Annotated in this window: 13 protein-coding genes and 1 pseudogene; 10 read left to right on the forward strand and 4 right to left on the reverse strand. The window is 40.7% G+C overall.

All coding sequences use genetic code 11. The features are described 5' to 3' along the window. Positions 1–279 precede the first annotated feature (279 nt). From ABKJ27_RS04420 to ABKJ27_RS04440, 5 genes are all read left to right on the forward strand, one after another. The gene (locus tag ABKJ27_RS04420; RefSeq protein ID WP_410012124.1) at positions 280–2,409 is read left to right on the forward strand and encodes a Tex family protein; all 2,130 of its coding nucleotides are present in this window, start codon (positions 280–282) and stop codon (positions 2,407–2,409) included. Then, a complete protein-coding gene (locus ABKJ27_RS04425; RefSeq protein WP_410012125.1) occupies positions 2,396–2,845 on the forward strand; it encodes a SprT family protein in 450 nt (149 codons plus the stop codon). Before ABKJ27_RS04420 ends, ABKJ27_RS04425 begins: the two co-directional genes overlap by 14 nt. A gap of 58 nt (positions 2,846–2,903) precedes the next feature. Continuing rightward, on the forward strand, positions 2,904–3,176 hold the full coding sequence (locus ABKJ27_RS04430; RefSeq protein ID WP_084949699.1) for a PspC domain-containing protein: 273 nt from the start codon (positions 2,904–2,906) through the stop codon (positions 3,174–3,176). 372 nt (positions 3,177–3,548) lie between these two features. Then, positions 3,549–4,307, forward strand: a complete 759-nt coding sequence (locus tag ABKJ27_RS04435) for an ABC transporter ATP-binding protein (RefSeq protein ID WP_410012126.1) — start codon at positions 3,549–3,551, stop codon at positions 4,305–4,307. Between the two features lies 1 nt (position 4,308). Then, positions 4,309–6,297: an ABC transporter permease gene (locus tag ABKJ27_RS04440; RefSeq protein WP_410012127.1), complete on the forward strand. Its 1,989-nt coding sequence runs from the start codon at positions 4,309–4,311 to the stop codon at positions 6,295–6,297. Between the two features lie 42 nt (positions 6,298–6,339). On the opposite strand, the gene ABKJ27_RS04445 is transcribed toward ABKJ27_RS04440, so the two are convergent. Next, entirely contained in the window at positions 6,340–7,035 is a 696-nt protein-coding gene (locus tag ABKJ27_RS04445; protein ID WP_261140976.1) for a VIT1/CCC1 transporter family protein, read from the reverse strand. A gap of 179 nt (positions 7,036–7,214) precedes the next feature. Here ABKJ27_RS04445 and ABKJ27_RS04450 point away from each other — a divergent pair, with 179 nt between their 5' ends. Both ABKJ27_RS04450 and ABKJ27_RS04455 read left to right on the forward strand, forming a co-directional pair. Next, entirely contained in the window at positions 7,215–7,916 is a 702-nt protein-coding gene (locus ABKJ27_RS04450) for a response regulator transcription factor (RefSeq protein WP_112443585.1), read from the forward strand. Beyond that, positions 7,913–8,791: a sensor histidine kinase gene (locus tag ABKJ27_RS04455; protein ID WP_410012128.1), complete on the forward strand. Its 879-nt coding sequence runs from the start codon at positions 7,913–7,915 to the stop codon at positions 8,789–8,791. The genes ABKJ27_RS04450 and ABKJ27_RS04455 overlap by 4 nt, the downstream gene beginning before the upstream one ends. Before the next feature lie 39 nt (positions 8,792–8,830). Here the strand turns inward: ABKJ27_RS04455 and ABKJ27_RS04460 are convergent, their stop codons facing one another. From ABKJ27_RS04460 to ABKJ27_RS04470, 3 genes are all read right to left on the reverse strand, one after another. After that, the gene (locus ABKJ27_RS04460) at positions 8,831–9,583 is read right to left on the reverse strand and encodes an ABC transporter permease (RefSeq protein WP_410012129.1); all 753 of its coding nucleotides are present in this window, start codon (positions 9,581–9,583) and stop codon (positions 8,831–8,833) included. Positions 9,584–9,593: 10 nt separating this feature from the next. Further along, positions 9,594–10,502: an ABC transporter ATP-binding protein gene (locus ABKJ27_RS04465; RefSeq protein WP_112443588.1), complete on the reverse strand. Its 909-nt coding sequence runs from the start codon at positions 10,500–10,502 to the stop codon at positions 9,594–9,596. Positions 10,503–10,643: 141 nt separating this feature from the next. Then, positions 10,644–11,453 carry a Cof-type HAD-IIB family hydrolase gene (locus ABKJ27_RS04470; RefSeq protein WP_410012130.1) on the reverse strand — a complete coding sequence of 270 codons (810 nt, stop codon included), beginning with the start codon at positions 11,451–11,453 and terminating at the stop codon, positions 10,644–10,646. Positions 11,454–11,677: 224 nt separating this feature from the next. On the opposite strand from ABKJ27_RS04470, the pseudogene ABKJ27_RS04475 reads away from it, so the two are divergent. The 3 genes and pseudogenes from ABKJ27_RS04475 (at position 11,678) to addA (ending at position 19,401) form a co-directional block, all read left to right on the forward strand. Then, positions 11,678–12,350 (forward strand): annotated as a pseudogene (locus tag ABKJ27_RS04475) (CPBP family intramembrane glutamic endopeptidase). Positions 12,351–12,478: 128 nt separating this feature from the next. Further along, on the forward strand, positions 12,479–15,754 hold the full coding sequence (gene rexB / locus ABKJ27_RS04480) for an ATP-dependent nuclease subunit B (protein ID WP_410012131.1): 3,276 nt from the start codon (positions 12,479–12,481) through the stop codon (positions 15,752–15,754). After that, the gene (addA, locus tag ABKJ27_RS04485; protein WP_410012132.1) at positions 15,751–19,401 is read left to right on the forward strand and encodes a helicase-exonuclease AddAB subunit AddA; all 3,651 of its coding nucleotides are present in this window, start codon (positions 15,751–15,753) and stop codon (positions 19,399–19,401) included. The genes rexB and addA overlap by 4 nt, the downstream gene beginning before the upstream one ends. Positions 19,402–19,414: the final 13 nt, after the last annotated feature.

A 19,414-nucleotide genomic window follows, 5' to 3' on the forward strand; every position in this document is an offset into this window, starting at 1 on the left:
TAAAATTTCAAAATAGATTATCCCCACCGCAGACTCTGTCTTGCGGTTTTTTATTTGCTCTGAAAATTAATTCGCTAACTTCAACAAATAGCTTTATAAAGCGTTTTGTAAAAAATAAAAACAGTGCAATTAATCACTGATCCTTTTGTAAACTATTAGAATTAAATTGAAACCTTCTCAATGAATAGAATATTGAAATGAAGTAAATTTATTTCCCAACATATGTTTTAAAATTGTAAGAGCTAATTTGAAACGTTTAGCTTGTGGTATAATAGATTCATGGATAAAAAATATGAAAAAATCTCCCAGGATTTGGGAGTGACTTTAAAGCAAATTGATACTGTTCTAAGTTTGACTGCCGAAGGGGCGACTATTCCCTTTATCGCGCGTTATCGCAAGGACATGACTGGTAGTCTGGATGAGGTGACGATTAAGGCCATTATCGACTTGGATAAAAGTCTGACCAATCTCAATGACCGCAAGGAAGCTGTCTTGGCTAAGATTCAAGAACAAGGCAAGTTGACCAAGGAGTTGGAAGAAGCTATCTTAGCTGCCGAAAAATTAGCAGATGTTGAAGAACTCTATCTTCCATACAAGGAAAAGCGTCGGACCAAGGCAACTATTGCCCGTGAAGCCGGACTCTTCCCTCTTGCTCGTTTGATTTTGCAGAATGTAGCTGGTTTAGAGAAAGAAGCTGAAAAGTTTGTCTGTGAAGGATTTGCGACTGGTAAGGAGGCCTTGGCTGGTGCAGTTGATATCTTGGTCGAAGCCTTATCGGAAGATGTCAATTTACGCGCTCTAACTTATCAGGAGGTGCTGAGACACTCTAAACTCACTTCTCAAGTCAAGGATGAAAGTCTTGATGAAAAGCAGGTTTTTCAGATTTATTATGATTTTTCAGAGACGGTTGGAAATATGCAGGGTTATCGTACCTTAGCCCTCAATCGTGGGGAGAAGCTAGGTGTCTTGAAGGTCGGTTTTGAACATGCAATGGACCGCATTCTAGCCTTCTTTGCAGCTCGTTTCAAGGTGAAAAACGCCTATATTGATGAAGTGGTTCAGCAATCTGTTAAGAAAAAAGTCTTGCCAGCTATCGAGCGCCGTATTCGGACAGAATTAACTGAGAAGGCAGAAGAAGGTGCTATTCAACTCTTTTCGGACAACCTGCGTAATCTCCTCTTGGTTGCTCCACTGAAAGGGCGCGTGGTTCTTGGATTTGACCCTGCCTTTCGTACAGGTGCCAAGCTAGCTGTCGTGGATGCAACAGGGAAAATGCTGACGACTCAAGTAATCTATCCTGTCAAACCAGCATCAGCTCGTCAAATCGAAGAATCCAAGAAAGAGTTGGCAGACTTGATCGATCAATATGGTGTAGAGATCATTGCTATCGGAAATGGAACGGCTAGTCGTGAAAGTGAAGCCTTTGTGGCGGAAGTTCTGAAAGATTTCCCTGAAGTCAGCTATGTCATCGTCAATGAAAGTGGTGCTTCAGTCTACTCTGCCAGTGAACTTGCTCGTCAGGAGTTTCCAGACTTGACCGTTGAAAAACGCTCTGCTATCTCTATTGCCCGTCGCTTGCAAGATCCCCTTGCCGAATTGGTTAAAATAGATCCTAAGTCAATTGGCGTTGGTCAGTACCAGCACGATGTCAGCCAGAAGAAACTGTCTGAAAGTCTGGACTTTGTCGTGGATACGGTGGTTAACCAAGTCGGTGTAAATGTCAATACAGCTAGCCCAGCTCTTCTTTCCCATGTCGCTGGACTCAATAAAACTATCTCTGAAAATATCGTCAAGTACCGTGAGGAAGAAGGAAAAATCACTTCACGCGCTCAAATTAAGAAAGTTCCTCGTTTGGGGGCTAAGGCCTTTGAGCAGGCAGCTGGTTTCCTCCGTATCCCTGAAAGTAGCAATATCCTTGATAATACAGGAGTTCACCCAGAAAATTATGATGCCGTAAAGGAACTCTTCAAACGTTTAGACATCAAGGACCTGAATGAAGAAGCCCAAAGCAAACTCAAGTCGTTTTCAGTCAAGGAAATGGCGGAAGAGCTAGACCTTGGTCCAGAAACCCTTAAAGATATCATTGCCGATCTTCTCAAACCAGGTCGTGATTTCCGTGATTCCTTTGACGCACCTGTGCTTCGCCAAGATGTCCTAGATATCAAAGATTTAGTGGTTGATCAGAAGCTAGAAGGTGTAGTGCGTAATGTCGTTGACTTCGGAGCCTTCGTTGATATCGGGATTCACGAGGACGGCTTGATCCATATTTCCCACATGAGTCGCAAATTTATCAAACACCCAAGCCAAGTGGTGTCAGTCGGGGATTTGGTAACGGTTTGGGTTAAGAAAATTGATGTTGAACGTGAAAAAGTCAATCTGTCGCTCCTAGCTCCAAATGAATCTAACTGATTACGTTAAGCAGGTTTCACTAGAAGACTTCGGCAGACCTTTTATCCATCAAGCCCAGTGGAATTCTCGTCTACGTTCGACAGGTGGGCGATTTTTTCCCAAAGATGGCCATTTGGATTTTAATCCCAAGGTTTATCAGGAACTTGGTTTAGACGTTTTTAGGAAAATTGTCCGACATGAACTATGTCATTATCACCTCTATTTTCAAGGGAAGGGCCATCAACATAAAGATCGGGATTTTAAGGAACTGTTGAAAGCGGTGGATGGGTTACGCTTTGTGCCAACCTTGCCCAATAGCAACTCCAAGCCAATCAAGCTCTATCGTTGCCAATTCTGCCAGCAAACTTATCAGCGCAAGCGGAGGATTGATACCAAACGCTATCGCTGTGGACTTTGTCGAGGTAAATTGCTACTGATAAATCAGCCTGAGGACTGATGAAAGCCGAGCCTACCCATGATATACTAAGTCTAACCTAGTAGAAAGAGGTAATACCATGAACAGTAAATTTTATAAAATGAGACGAAATCGCATGATTTCAGGAGTTCTGGCAGGTCTAGCAGACAAATGGAACTTTGATGTTACCCTTGTTCGTTTCTTGTTTGCCATTTTTACAGTCGCAAACTTTGGACTTGGTGTGATTATCTATATCATCCTAGCTTCTATCATGCCAACCAAAGAAGAAATCGAAGCAGAAATGTACGGAACAGGCCCACGAAAACGCAAAGAAGCACAAGCAATTGACGACAATGAAGGCTGGTTTTGGTGAGGTAGAAACAGTTATTTTACTGTTAGTCTATGAATTCGACTAATCTATTTTAAAATTTTTGAACCCTTGTATCCGCAAGGGTTTTCTTCTTACTTTCTTTTTATGGTAAAATATTTTTAATAAAATGTCTACATTTCCCCCAATCTTACAAAAATGTAAGATTAAAGTCCTTTTTGTAAGGTTAGGTTATGGCAAGCGGTCTTTTTTTGATGTAAACTAGACTCATAAAGAATAAAGGAGTAACATCATGAAACAAAACTTATATAAGAAAACAAGAAAACCAAGCCACAAAGATATCGAGCGCGTTCAGCTGGGATGCGCTATGATGCAAGCAACATTTCATTTGATGGGATATTAAGAAAGGAGATTCTCATGACACTTTTAGATGTAAAACACGTTCAAAAAATTTATAAAACTCGTTTTCAGGGCAACCAAGTAGAGGCCCTCAAGGATATTCATTTTACCGTGGAAAAGGGTGACTACGTTGCCATCATGGGTGAGTCTGGTTCTGGTAAATCAACTCTTCTCAATATTCTAGCTATGCTGGATAAACCAACTCGTGGACAAGTTTACCTGAACGGAACAGATACAGCAACCATTAAAAATTCACAGGCTTCTAGCTTCCGTCGTGAAAAATTGGGCTTTGTCTTCCAAGACTTTAATTTGTTAGATACTCTCTCTGTAAAAGATAATATCTTGCTTCCCCTTGTCTTGTCAAGAAGACCCATTACGGAAATGATGAAGAAATTGGTGGTGACAGCTGAGAATCTGGGTATCAACCAATTGCAAGAGAAGTACCCTTACGAAATTTCAGGTGGGCAGAAACAGCGTGTAGCAGTAGCCCGTGCCATCATCACAGAACCTGAAATTCTTCTTGCGGACGAGCCAACAGGAGCTCTTGATTCCAAATCATCTGCAGCATTACTTGATGTCTTTGATGAAATCAATGAGCGCGGCCAAACCATTCTCATGGTAACCCACTCAACAGCAGCAGCTAGCAGAGCTAGACGTGTACTCTTTATCAAGGACGGCATTCTTTACAATCAAATCTACCGTGGAGAGAAGACAGAACGTCAGATGTTCCAAGAGATCTCTGATACCTTGACTGTCATGGCAAGCGAGGTGAATTAGTATGTTTCGATTAACCAATAAGTTAGCGGTATCGAACTTGATTAAAAACCGCAAACTCTACTATCCTTTTGCGCTGGCTGTTCTCTTGGCAGTCACTGTCACCTATCTCTTTTACTCTCTAACTTTCAATCCCAAGATTGCGGAAATCCGTGGAGGATCAACCATTCAAGCTACTCTTGGATTTGGTATGTTTGTCGTCACACTTGCGTCAGCGATAATCGTCCTCTATGCCAATAGTTTTGTTATGAAAAACCGTTCCAAGGAACTGGGAATTTATGGCATGTTGGGCTTGGAGAAGCGTCATCTTATCAGTATGACCTTTAAGGAGTTAGTGCTATTTGGGATTCTAACTGTTGGAGCAGGTATCGGTATTGGAGCCTTGTTTGACAAGTTGATTTTCGCTTTCTTGCTCAAACTGATGAAATTGAAGGTTGAGCTGGTCGCTACCTTCCAAATGAATGTTGTCATTGCAGTACTTGTTGTCTTCGGTTTGATTTTCCTAGGCCTCATGTTCCTGAATGCCCTTCGAATCGCCCGTATGAATGCCCTCCAGCTCTCTCGTGAGAAAGCTAGCGGAGAGAAAAGAGGTCGTTTCCTACCTCTCCAAACTATTCTTGGTTCGATTAGTTTAGGGATTGGCTATTATCTTGCCCTTACGGTAACCGATCCTCTTACAGCCTTAACAACCTTCTTCTTAGCTGTTTTACTGGTTATCTTTGGTACTTATCTATTGTTTAATGCAGGAATTACCGTTTTCCTCCAAATCTTAAAGAAAAATAAGAAATACTATTACCAACCAAATAATCTTATCTCTGTTTCCAACTTGATTTTCCGTATGAAGAAAAATGCGGTTGGACTAGCAACTATCGCTATCTTGTCAACAATGGTTTTGGTAACCATGTCAGCAGCGACAAGCATTTTCAATGCCTCAGAATCCTTTAAAAAAGTGATGAATCCGCATGACTTTGGCATTACTGGACAAAATGTTGAAAAAGAAGATTTGGACAAACTCTTGAGCCAGTTTGCAAGTGACAAAGGTTATACTGTCAAAGAGAAAGAAGTGCTTCGTTACAGTAACTTTGGTATTGCAAATCAAGAAGGAACCAAGTTAACCATTTTTGAAAAAGGACAAAACCGTGTCCAACCTAAAACAGTCTTCATGGTATTTGACCAAAAAGATTATGAAAATATGACTGGTCAAAAACTGTCTCTATCAGGGAATGAGGTCGGTCTCTTTGCCAAAAATGACGGACTGAAAGGACAGAAAGCTCTAACTCTAAATAACCATCAATTTTCTGTCAAAGAAGAATTTAATACAGATTTTATTGTGAATCATGTCCCAAATCAGTTTAATATTTTTACTACTGATTACAATTACCTTGTTGTTCCTAATTTGCAAGCATTTTTAGACCAATTCCCAGATTCGGCTATCTATAATCAGCTTTACGGTGGTATGAATGTAAATATCAGTGAAGAAGAACAACTCAAAGTCGCTGAAGAATATGAAAAATACTTACAAAAGTTTAATGCTCAATTAAACACTGAAGGTAGCTATGTGTATGGTAGCAATCTAGCAGATGCTAGTGCTCAGATGAGTGCCCTCTTTGGTGGTATCTTCTTTATCGGTATTTTCCTATCCATTATCTTTATGGTCGGAACCGTTCTGGTCATCTACTACAAACAAATTTCTGAAGGCTATGAAGACCGTGAACGCTTTATTATCTTGCAGAAAGTTGGTTTAGATCAAAAGCAAATCAAGCAAACCATCAACAAACAGGTTTTAACTGTTTTCTTCCTTCCTTTGCTTTTTGCCTTCATACATCTAGCCTTTGCCTACCATATGCTTAGTCTGATTTTAAAAGTGATTGGTGTAATAGATACGAATATGATGTTGATTGTGACCTTGTCTATCTGCGCTATCTTCCTCATCGCCTATGTGCTGATTTTCATGATTACTTCAAGAAGTTATCGCAAGATTGTGCAAATGTAAAAAAAGATACCTCGACTTCAAAATCGAGGTATTTCTTATGTTCTAAATGCTGAAAAGTTGTCCGAGCAGGAAGGTAACTCCCATGGTCAAGAGGCCAATAGCGAGGTTCCGAATCATAGCCGTTTTGGTTGGGGCTTTTCCAAGTTTGGCACTAGTGTAACCAGTGAGAAGAAGGGCCACACCAACGATAAGGACAGTAGCAGGAATGCGGTAATCACTTGGGAAAATGGTAATTGAAAGCATAGGTGGTAAGCTACCAAGGAAAAAAGAAATAAAGCTAGAGATAGCAGCATGCCAAGGATTGGTAAACTCTTCATACTCAATCCCATATTTTTCCTCTACCAAAGCCTTGAGTGGATTTTTAAGAAAGGCCTTGTTGGTTAAGAGTTGGGCAGAGGTTTCGCATTCTCCGTTTTGGATATAGGCAGCATAGAGAGACTTTTTGGCTAGTTCCATATCTTGGTCTAGCAAGAGCTGCTCACGCGCAACGGCTGCTTCCTCAGTATCTTTTTGAGTTGAAACGGATACATATTCTCCACCAGCCATTGAAAAGGCACCAGCTAAAATAGCCGCAAAACCTGATAAAAAGATAATCCAGATATTGCTTGTAGCACTGGCAACCCCGATAACCACTCCAGCAATGGAAATAATTCCATCATTAGCACCAAGAACACCAGCACGCAGGATATTTAAACGCCCTGCAAAGTTTGAATCAATTTCGTGATTTGTTTCTGACATATTATACTCCTTTTTATCCAGTATAAAGAAAAAATATAAGAAATACAATCTTTTAAAACAATCTGAAAAAAGTTGCACGATTTTAATGAACACGATTCTAATGAAAAATAGGAAAAAGCTTTTCTGTTTAAGCTTTATCAATAAAACGTGCTATAATAGTTGCAGAAAGGTTGGTATTTATGGCTAGGATATTGGTTATTGAAGACAATAGTGACATTCAAGAGATTTTGCGAACACTTCTTACTGAGGAGCATGAAGTGATTCAAGCCTTTTCAGGAACTGAAGGCATCATGCGTTTTGACCAAGGTGGGATTGAACTCGTTTTGCTAGATATCATGCTTCCTGGGAAAAATGGTGATCAGGTTTTAAAAGCTATCAGGGAACAAAGTCAAATTCCAGTCATTATGCTAACGGCTTTGAGCGATAAAAAACTTATCAGCCAATACCTTTTAGACGGTGCCAATGATTACATAGTGAAACCTTTTGATTTGGACGAAGTCTTTGCTAGAGTTACTGTTCAACTACGCCAAAGTGCAGAAAAACAGCCTGTGGAAATTGTAAAAACTGAAAATCTGCCACAAAACTTGAAAAATATCCAGTTTGATGCAGAAAGTTTTGAAATCAAAAATAACCAGGAAACGATTCGCCTTGCCAAGAAAGAATGCTTGATTCTCCAAACTCTCCTCAAACATCCTAAGAAAATTTTCACCAAGGAAGAACTTTATGAATTGGTCTGGGAGGATAGCTACCTACCTGGAGATAATACCCTCAATACGCATTTGAGTAATCTTCGTAAAAAATTAAACCAGCTTGACCCAAATCAAGAATATATTGAAACCATTTGGGGAGTTGGGGTAAGATTAAAAGGAGACAAGCAATGACCTACATGATAATCTTTATCCTACTGGTACTCTTAATTATTTTATCGATTGCATTGATTCGCTACCATCTAGCACTTAAAAACCTGAGTCAACAGATTGAAGACAAGATTCTCACGGGTAGTATGAAAAGAGTCGGAGTCAGCATTTTTTCCAAACATTTTTTACATCTCTACCAGCAGATTGAGAATTTATTTCAGGAAGTAGAACAATCTCGGTTGGTGATGAAAAGGGAAAAGCAGACTCTGGATATGGCCATCAGCAATATCGCCCATGATATTCGGACCCCTCTGACTATCGCGTCAGGCTACACCCAACAATTGATAAAAAATCCTGAAGACAAATCAGAAACCTTACAAAAAATATCCCAGCATCTTGATTTAGTTTCCAAACGTTTGGAGGCTCTCCTAGAATACCGTCGTTTGATGGAAGGAGCTGTCAAACCGAAACTGGAAGAAGTGGATCTTTCAGCTTTTATCACCAAAAAGACTCTGGCTTATTATGATGTTTTTCAGGCGGCAAATATCACGCTTGATTTTAAGGTTGAAGCTGGTTTGAAAATGAGGACTGATGAAGACTTACTGGATAGAATTTTACAAAATCTGCTTGGAAATGTCCTCAAGCATGGCAAGGAAGAAGCACGTCTATCTTTGAGAAAGGAAAAGGAACAGCTTGTCTTAGAGATTGCAAACCTTGTCAAACAGCCCATAAAAAAAATAGAAAATCTCAGCAACCGTTTTTATTCTGAAAATCTATCAGATACGGAAGAATCCTCTGGTTTAGGCCTTTACATCACTGAGGAATTATGCCATCTTCTTGGTGCAGAGATGAAACTAGGCACAGATGGGCAGTGGTTATCGGTTTTTATTTATTTTTAACGAAAAGAAACCTCCTCTGTAGGCTAGAGGAGGTCTTTTTTATAGACTTTTCTTTTTGAAAACTGCCAGTCCACTTAGATTAAAGATTACAATAACAGCTAAGGTAACTATAAGTGTATAGAAAATGGATTCACTATTAGCAGTCATAGCATAGAAAAACTGCAATGATAAATATGGCAAAATTTTGATACTTGGGAAGATGAGCATTGGCATAGAAAGTAAGATAGAGCTGACCAAATAACCAATAAATACTGCAAGATAAGAATGACTCACATAGAGAATAAAGGAAACAATGGAAAGCCAAGCAAGGAGGCAAAGGAATTGAAGGGAAATGGTTATCAGTAGATTGCCAATAAAGCCATCAGGCATAGTTCCAAATCCATTTAAGATAGTTGCTGGAATAAAGGCAATCACGAGACCGATGATGAGTTGCAAAAGTGCAATACAAGTCAATACAAAGGCTTTGGCAAGGAAAAACTCGGCGCGAGAAACACCCACTGTTAAATTATTTTTATAGAGTTTGCCGATTAAATCAACTCCAAGAACGAGGCAGGCTAGGACGATACAGAGAAAAACGAGGTTTGAACCTTGACTAGATGCGTTAATAAGTGCCTGTACACCGTCCCAACCATGGGTTGGAATTTCTGGTTCTTCTGTATTGATTGCCATCAGATGACCAGTAGCTCCAAAAATAGCCCCCATTAACATGAGTACAAAGAGAATGACCTCTGTAATCCAAAAACCTTTGGATCGGAAAAGACGGTAAAAGTCTGCTTGAATGGTATGTATCATGATTTTCCTCCTATTGGACCAATTGAGTAAAGTATTCTTCTAGGTTTTGACGGGCATAGTAAATCTCGTCAATGGCAACATCTGCCAAGGTTAATTGCTTAAGAATCTGTTTGACATCTTGTTCCTGACCAAAGATGTGAATTTCGTTTTCAGAATTAACAACCTTAAACTGGAGCTGGATTTGTTCTTTCAATACTTGACAAGCTTTCTCTTGATCAGCTGTCTTAAGGACAATATAATCCTCACTTAGTGTTTCAAATTCAGCTTTACTGATTTCACGGATAATCTTGCCTTGATCTAAAATACCAAAACGATTGGCTAGGAGATAGAGTTCTGACAAGATATGGCTAGAGATGAGAATGGTGATCCCTTTTTCTTGATTGAGCCGTTGAATCATCAGACGAAATTCTTTGATACCGATTGGGTCGAGACCATTGATAGGTTCATCTAAGATTAGGAAGTCTGGTTTGGATAGAAGGGCAATGGCGATACCAAGTCTTTGTTTCATTCCTAGCGAGAAATCACGAAAGACTTTCTTACCTGTATCTGACAAACCTACATAGTCCAGCGTTTCTCGAATGACTTGATCAGCATTTGGAATATGACGAATCATACAGTAATATTTCAGATTTTGATAGGCTGTTAAGTGATTATGAGCTACAGGTGATTCGATAACAGAACCTACTCGAGATAGGGCCTTGGTCCACTCATTTTCCGTTTGGCTAGAGAAGAGGGAAACAGTCCCTTTATCCGCAAACAGTAGTTGCGTAATGATTTTTATCAAGGTGGTTTTCCCAGCTCCGTTCTTTCCGATAAGTCCATAAATATCTCCTTCTCTTATCGTTAGATGAAGATCCTGAAGAATAGCTTGTTTGTCAAAGTTTTTGGACAATCCATGAATGTCAAGTACTGTTTTCATGATTCTCTCCTTTTGATTTATTTTGATAATTTTAGTATAAAGCATAGAAATCAAAGAAAGCTCAAGCATTTCTAAAGAGTTTCTAAAGTTTTAGGAATTCTTAAATATCAAAACCCAGTTGACACGAACTGGGCTTCTTAATTATAAAATATATTTCTCAATGGCACGCGCAACACCGTCTTCTTCATTGCTGGCTGTAACGGCATCCGCAAGAGATTTGACATAATCGCTGGCATTTCCCATAGCAATACCAAGGCCTGCAAACTGGAGCATTTCGATATCGTTATTGGCATCGCCCATGGCCATAATTTCTGAGGGATCAATCTTCAAAATATCTGCTAGTCGAGAAAGAGCAGTAGCCTTTGTCGTACCAAGTGGCATAGCTTCATAAATGACAGGCTGCGAACGAACTCCACTGAATCGTTGGCAGAGTTCCTCAGCAAAACGCTCTTCAAAATCATCTGTTTGCTCTTTTGTACCCAAAAACATACCTTGGAACATACGGTACTTACCACTGGTAGCTTCCTCAAGGGAAATTTCAGTCAGGTCTGAAAAGACTAGTTTGGCATCATTTTCAATGACTTGATTTGGCTTGCCACCGAGGACAAAATAGTGTTCCTCATCAAAAAGAGTCAACTGAACATCACTTTTTTCAGCAAGATTATAGAGGTATTCGATGTCAGCTGGACTGAGTTCTTGCCAGTCAACTAAGCTCCAGTCGCTCGTTTGATGAGTTGAGCAACCGTTGTTCACAATAACGTACTCATTCTGGAGGTCAAGTCCCAGTTTTTTGTAGTAAGGGAGGACACCGAAAAGCGGGCGACCCGTACAGAGAACCAGTTTGACACCTTTTTCAATAGCTTGATGAATAGCAGTGATGTGAGCTTGAGGGATTTCCTTGGCTTCATTGAGGAGGGTTCCGTCCATATCCAAGGCTAGTAGTTTAATCATAAGACTTCCTTCTTTATCTTTTGGTATTATTATAGCATATTTTGGAGAAGAAAATGATAGAGAGCTTGGGGATAATTGATTTTACAGTTTAAGATGTTTTGATAACAATTCATGATTTGAAGAGGATATTTTACAAAGATATGCTATACTAAGTTTGTTATTCACTTAAGCAGACCATTCTATTCAATATTCTAGTCAAGAAAAAGAAAAGCTGAGAATTTAATATGAAAAAACGGATTATTCAAATTTTACTAGCATTGTCCTTAATTTTTTTACAAATCAACTTGTTTTTGGAGAGTTTTCAATCACCTAGCAAAGTCCTATCTACCAGCAAGTCGTGAGTTTTTTCAGATTCTACTTTTGCTGGAAAGTGGTGTTCTTTTGTCAGCAGTCATCTATCTACTAGTTTTTGCAGGAAAGAAGACTTTTCATTTTAAGTGGCAGTTGAGGTACTTTATCTACCTTTTACTGGGCTACATCATTTCGTATATGTCGGACTTCCTCTTGTCTTATTTCATACCCTCGTCTTCAAATCAAATTTCTTTGAATGAAACGATAGAAATGATAGGGAGACAGGAATTACCCTATTTCTTGCTCATAGCTTGCTTCATCGGCCCTATTGCTGAGGAATTGATTTATCGCGGTGTGCTTATGACAACCTTTTTCAAAAACTCGCCTTGGTACGGAGATGTCTTGCTTTCTGCTATTATTTTCGGTTATATTCATATCAATTTCGCTTTAACACCTCTTGCTTTTTCCATTTATGCTAGTGGAGGGCTTATTTTGGCTCTATTGTATCGCATGACTAAAAATCTCTACTATCCAATACTAGTTCATATTCTCATCAATATCACTGCCTTCTGGAATGTGTGGTTACTCCTATTTTCAGGAAGTTAGCTTACTAAAACAATGTCGGAACTTTCCGGCATTTTTTTTCAACAGGTGAGCAAGAACTGATTATTTTCAGACTTGGGTGGCTAATCATGGTATAATAAAAGGTAATGAAAAATTCTAACGAGGCAGAGATGAAATTACTTTATACTGATATTCGGACTTCTTTGACAAAAATTCTAACCAGAGAGGCGGAAGAGCTAGTTGCTGCTGGCAAGAGGGTCTTCTACATCGCTCCCAACTCTCTTTCTTTTGAAAAGGAACGCGCCGTGCTGGAATGCTTGTCCCAGCAGGCTTCTTTTGCAATTACCGTCACGCGCTTTGCGCAGATGGCTCGTTACCTGATCTTGAATGACTTGCCTGCCAAGACCAGTCTAGATGACATTGGTCTTGGGATGGCATTTTACAAATGTCTTGCCGAACTTGATCCTAAGGATTTACGTGTTTATGGAGCTATCAAGCAGGATCCTCAATTTATCCAGCAGTTGATTGAGCTTTACCACGAGATGACGACTGCTCAAATGAGTTTTTTGGACTTGGAGAGTTTAACAGATGAGGATAAGCGAGCCGATTTGCTCTTGATTTTTGAGAAAGTAACGGCCTACCTCAATCAGGGTCAGTTGTCTCAAGGAAGTCAGTTATCCCATTTGATTGAGGCTATTGAGAATGACAAAGTAAGTAGTGATTTTAGCCAGATTGCCTTAGTTATTGATGGATTTACCCGTTTTTCTGCTGAGGAAGAGCGGATTGTGGACCTACTTCATGGCAAGGGTGTTGAGATTGTCACTGGGGTTTATGCTAGTAAGAAAGCTTATACCAGTCCTTTTAGTGAGGGCAATCTCTATCAAGCCAGTGTGGAGTTTCTCCATCATCTAGCCTCTAAATACCAAACACCTGCTCAGGACCGTTCTCAGACCCATGAGAAGATGGATAGTTTTGACAAGGCCTCTCGTTTGTTGGAGTCTTCTTATGACTTTTCAGAATTCACCTTGGATGTCGATGATAAGGACCGTGAAAACTTACAAATCTGGTCTTGCTTGACGCAAAAGGAGGAGTTGGAGCTAGTAGCCCGTAGCATCCGTCAGAAATTGCACGAGAACTCAAATCTGAGTTACAAGCATTTTCGTATTCTCTTGGGGGATGTAGCTTCTTACCAGTTATCGCTGAAAACCATTTTTGACCAGTATCAGATCCCTTTCTATCTTGGTAGAAGCGAATCCATGGCGCACCACCCCTTGACACAGTTTGTTGAGTCTATTTTGGCTTTGAAACGCTATCGTTTCCGTCAGGAGGATTTGATAAACCTTCTTAGAACAGGTCTGTATACCGACCTTAGCCAAGCGGATATTGATGCTTTTGAGCAATATATCCGTTATCTTGGTATCAATGGCTTGCCAGCCTTTCAGCAAACCTTTACCAAATCCCACCATGGGAAATTTAATCTGGAACGTTTAAATGCTCTTCGTCTGCGTATTTTAACCCCTCTTGAAACCCTCTTTGCCAGTCGAAAACAAAAGACTGAAAATCTCTTACAAAAGTGGAACTCTTTTCTAAAAGAAGGAGATGTGACCAAGCAGCTCCAAGATTTGACAGCCACTATGGAAGCTCTTGATCAGGAAAGACAGACTGAAGTTTGGAAGGCATTCTGTCATGTTTTAGAACAATTTGCGACTGTTTTTGCTGGTTCGCAAGTTAATCTAGAGGACTTTCTAGCCTTGCTCCATTCTGGAATGAGTTTGTCCCAATACCGTACCATTCCAGCAACAGTGGACACTGTCCTGGTGCAGAGTTACGATTTGATTGCACCCTTAACGGCTGACTTTGTCTACGCCATTGGGCTAACACAGGACAATTTACCAAAAATTGCCCAAAACACCAGTCTTTTGACAGACGAAGAAAGACAAAATTTAAACCAAACGACTGAAGAGGGAGCGCAATTGCAGATTGCCAGCAGTGAAAACCTCAAGAAAAATCGCTATACTATGCTTTCCTTGGTCAATTCTGCTCGTAAGCAGTTGGTTTTGTCGGCTCCAAGCCTTTTTAATGAAAGTGAAAGTAAGGAGTCAGCCTATCTGCAAGAGCTGGTCCATTTGGGATTTAGGCGGAGAGAGAAGAGGTTGAATCACAAAGGGCTATCTAAGGAAGATATGGGGTCATATCACAGTCTTTTGTCTAGTCTGGTTGCCTATCACCAGCAGGGCGAGATGAGTGAGACTGAGCAAGATTTGACATTTATTAAGGTTTTGGCGCGTGTCATGGGTAAAAAACTAGACCAGCAAGGTCTGGAAAATCCAGCCCTCCCAACCAGTCCAAGCAGTAAGCAGTTGGATAAGGATACCTTACAAGCTCTCTATCCTACTGATCAGGAGTTTTACCTGTCTACCTCCGGTTTGACGGAGTTTTACCGCAATGAATACAGTTATTTTCTTCGCTACGTTTTAGGCTTGCAAGAAGAATTACGCCTGCGTCCTGATGCTCGCAGTCACGGAAATTTCTTACACCGCATTTTTGAACGTGCCTTGCAGTTGCCTGACGAAGATTCCTTTGACAAACGTTTAGAACAAGCTATCCAAGAAACCAGTCAAGAACGCGAATTTGAGGCTATTTATCAGGAAAGTTTGGAAGCCCAGTTTACCAAGGAAATTCTGCTTGATGTGGCACGGACGACTGGTCATATTCTCCGCCATAATCCAGCTATTGAAACCATCAAAGAAGAGGCGAATTTCGGTGGAAAAGAGCAGGCCTTTATTCAATTGGACAATGGTCGCAGTGTCTTTGTACGAGGTAAGGTGGACCGGATTGACCGTTTGAAAGCTGATGGATCGATAGGAGTAGTAGACTACAAATCCAGTCTGACCCAGTTCCAGTTTCCTCATTTCTTTAATGGCCTCAATTCTCAGTTGCCAACTTATCTAGCTGCCTTAAAAAGAGAAGGGGAGCAGAACTTTTTTGGTGCCATGTACTTGGAAATGGCTGAGCCTGTCCAATCTTTGATGGCCGTTAAAAGTCTGGCAGGCGCAGTAGTAGAAGCCAGCAAGTCTATGAAATACCAAGGACTCTTTTTAGAAAAAGAAAGTAGTCATTTGGGCGAATTTTACAATAAAAATAAGGCCAATCAGCTGACGGATGAGGAATTTCAGCTCCTACTGGACTACAATGCCCATCTTTACAAGAAAGCAGCTGAGAAAATTTTAGAAGGTCAGTTCGCCATTAACCCTTATACTGAAAATGGCAGAAGTATTGCACCGTATGTTCAGCAATATCAAGCCATCACAGGATTTGAAGCTAATTACCACTTGGGCCAAGCCCGTTTCCTAGAAAAGTTAGATTTAGCTGACGGTAAGCGTCTGATCGGAGAAAAACTCAAGCAAGCTTGGTTTGAAAAAATAAGAGAGGAGTTGAATCGATGAAGCCTATTCCCTTTTTAACTGAGGAGGAGATTCAAAAACTGCAAGAAGCAGAAGCAAATTCGAGCAAGGAACAAAAGAAAACTGCCGAGCAAATCGAAGCTATCTACACTTCTGGTCAGAATATTCTTGTTTCAGCATCAGCTGGTTCTGGGAAGACCTTTGTCATGGCCGAGCGTATTCTGGACCAATTAGCGCGTGGAGTGGAAATCAGTCAACTCTTTATCTCAACCTTTACCGTTAAGGCTGCCACAGAGCTTAAAGAACGTTTGGAGAAAAAAATCAGCCAACAAATCCAAGAAAGCGATGACGTCGACCTCAAACAACACTTGGGTCGCCAGTTGGCAGACCTACCCAACGCAGCCATCGGGACCATGGACTCTTTCACACAAAAATTCCTTGGTAAACATGGCTATCTGCTTGATATTGCGCCAAATTTCCGTATTTTACAAAACCAAAGCGAGCAACTTCTTCTAAAAAACGAAGTCTTTCATGAGGTATTTGAAGCCCATTACCAAGGCAAACAGAAAGAGACCTTTAGTCATTTGCTGAAAAACTTTGCTGGACGTGGCAAGGATGAACGTGGGCTACGCCAGCAGGTCTATAAAATTTATGACTTTCTCCAATCCACCAGCAATCCTCAGAAATGGCTGAGTGAATCTTTCTTAAAAGGCTTTGAAAAAGCTGATTTTAGCAGTGAAAAAGAAAAACTGACTGAGCAAATCAAACAAGCCCTTTGGGATTTGGAAAGCTTTTTCCGTTATCATCTGGATAACGATGCCAAGGAGTTTGCAAAGGCTGCTTATCTAGAGAATGTTCAGTTGATTCTGGATGAAATTGGCTCTTTAAATCAGGAGTCCGATAGTCAGGCTTATCAAACAGTGCTTGCGCGTGTTGTCGCAATTTCGAAAGAGAAAAACGGCCGATCTCTGACTAATGCCAGCCGTAAGGCTGATTTGAAGCCGCTGGCCGATTCCTATAACGAAGAGAGAAAGACCCAGTTTGCTAAACTAGGACAACTAGCAGACCAGATAACGATTCTCGACTATCAAGAACGTTATCATGGAGAGACCTGGGAGCTAGCTATAACCTTCCAGTCTTTCATGAGTGATTTTGTGGAAGCTTATCGTCAGCGCAAACGCCAGGAAAATGCCTTTGAGTTTGCTGATATCAGCCATTACACCATTGAAATTTTAGAGAAATTCCCGCAAGTCCGTGAGGCTTATCAGGAGCGCTTCCATGAAGTCATGGTCGATGAGTATCAGGATACCAACCATATTCAAGAACGGATGCTGGAATTGCTGTCTAATGGCCACAATCGCTTTATGGTGGGAGATATCAAGCAGTCTATCTATCGTTTCCGTCAAGCAGACCCGCAGATTTTCAATGAAAAGTTCCAAGGCTATTCGCAAAATCCCCAAGAAGGCAAGTTGATATTGCTCAAGGAAAATTTCCGTAGTAGTTCAGAAGTGCTATCAGCAACCAATGATGTTTTTGAACGCCTTATGGACCAAGAGGTCGGAGAAATCAACTATGATAACATGCACCAGCTTGTTTTTACCAATACCAAACTGACTCCAAATCCTGACAACAAGGCAGAATTCTTCCTCTACGATAAGGACGACACAGGTGAGGAAGAAGAGAGCCAAGCAGAAACGAAACTAACTGGTGAGATGCGCTTAGTCATCAAGGAGATTCTGAAACTCCATAAGGAACAAGGTGTTGCCTTTAAGGAAATTGCCCTTCTGACCTCCAGTCGCAGTCGTAATGACCAGATTCTTCTAGCCCTGTCTGAGTACGGGATTCCTGTCAAAACCGATGGAGAGCAAAACAATTATCTCCAATCCCTAGAAGTGCAAGTCATGCTAGACACCCTTCGTGTCATTCACAATCCTCTTCAAGACTATGCCTTGGTTGCCCTTATGAAGTCTCCTATGTTTGGCTTTGATGAGGACGAGTTAGCACGTTTATCTCTTCAGAAAGCAGAGGATAAAATCCAAGAAAATCTCTATGAAAAACTTGTCAATGCACAAAAACTGGCTAGCAGCCAGAAAAACTTGATTCACACAGCTCTAGCTGAGAAACTAAAGCAATTTATGGATATCTTGGCTTCTTGGCGCTTGTATGCCAAATCCCACTCCCTCTATGACTTGATTTGGAAGATATACAATGACCGTTTTTATTATGACTATGTTGGGGCTTTGCCAAATGGACCTGCTAGACACGCCAATCTCTATGCCCTAGCTTTGAGAGCAGACCAGTTTGAAAAGAGTAATTTTAAGGGCTTGTCACGTTTTATTGGTATGATTAACCATGTCTTGGAAGCCCAGCACGATCTTGCAAGCGTGGCTGTCGCACCGCCAAAAGATGCAGTAGAGCTCATGACCATCCACAAAAGTAAAGGGCTGGAGTTTCCTTACGTCTTTATTCTCAATATGGATCAAGACTTTAACAAGCAAGACTCTATATCAGAAGTCATTCTCAGCCGTCAGAATGGTCTTGGTGTCAAATATATTGCCAAGATGGAGACAGGAGCAGTAGAAGCTCACTATCCTAAAACCATCAAACTCTCCATTCCCAGCTTGACCTATAGTCAAAATGAAGATGAATTACAGCTAGCAAGCTATTCAGAACAGATGCGCCTTCTTTATGTTGCTATGACAAGGGCTGAGAAAAAGCTCTATCTTGTCGGCAAGGGTTCTCGTGAAAAGTTGGAAGCTAAAGAATACCCAGCAGCTAAAAATGGAAAACTAAACAGCAACACTAGACTGCAAGCCAAGAATTTCCAAGATTGGATTTGGGCTATCAGTAAAGTATTTGCCAAGGATCATCTCAACTTTAGCTATCGTTTTGTTGGTGAAGATCAGCTGACTAAAGAAGCTATCGGAGAATTGGAAACCAAAAGTCCTCTCCAAGATAGCTCTCAAGCAGATAACCGTCAGTCAGAAACCATCAAAGAAGCCCTTGAAATACTGAAAGAGGTGGAAGTTTATAATAATCTTCACCGCGCAGCCATTGAACTTCCTAGCGTTCAAACCCCAAGTCAAATCAAGAAATTCTACGAACCAGTTATGGATATGGAAGGTGTCGAGATTGCAGGTCAAGGCCAGTCAGTAGATAAGAAAATCAACTTTGATTTGCCAGATTTTTCAACCAAAGAAAAAGTAACTGGAGCTGAAATCGGCAGTGCTACCCACGAACTCATGCAGAGAATTGACCTCAGTCAGCGACCAACGCTTGCTAGCCTGACAGAAACTCTCAGACAAGTTCAAACCAGCCCAGCTGTCAGAGACAAGATTAATCTTTCGAAAATTCTTGCATTCTTTGACACAGCACTCGGTCAGGAAATTCTTGCTAATACCAACCATCTCTATCGCGAGCAACCTTTCTCCATGCTCAAACGAGACCAAAAGAGTCAGGAAGATTTCGTTGTCCGTGGTATCCTTGATGGCTATCTGCTTTACGAAGACAAAATCGTTCTGTTCGACTATAAGACAGATCGCTATGATGATCCAAGTCAACTCATAAATCGTTATCGTGGTCAATTAGCCCTATACGGAGAGGCTTTATCACGAGCCTATTCGATTGAAAATATTGAAAAATACTTGATTTTACTAGGTAAAGAAGAGGTTCAAGTTGTAAAAGTATAATCTAGAAAGGAGA

The organism is Streptococcus sp. KHUD_011 (assembly GCF_046352925.1).
Lineage (GTDB): Bacteria > Bacillota > Bacilli > Lactobacillales > Streptococcaceae > Streptococcus.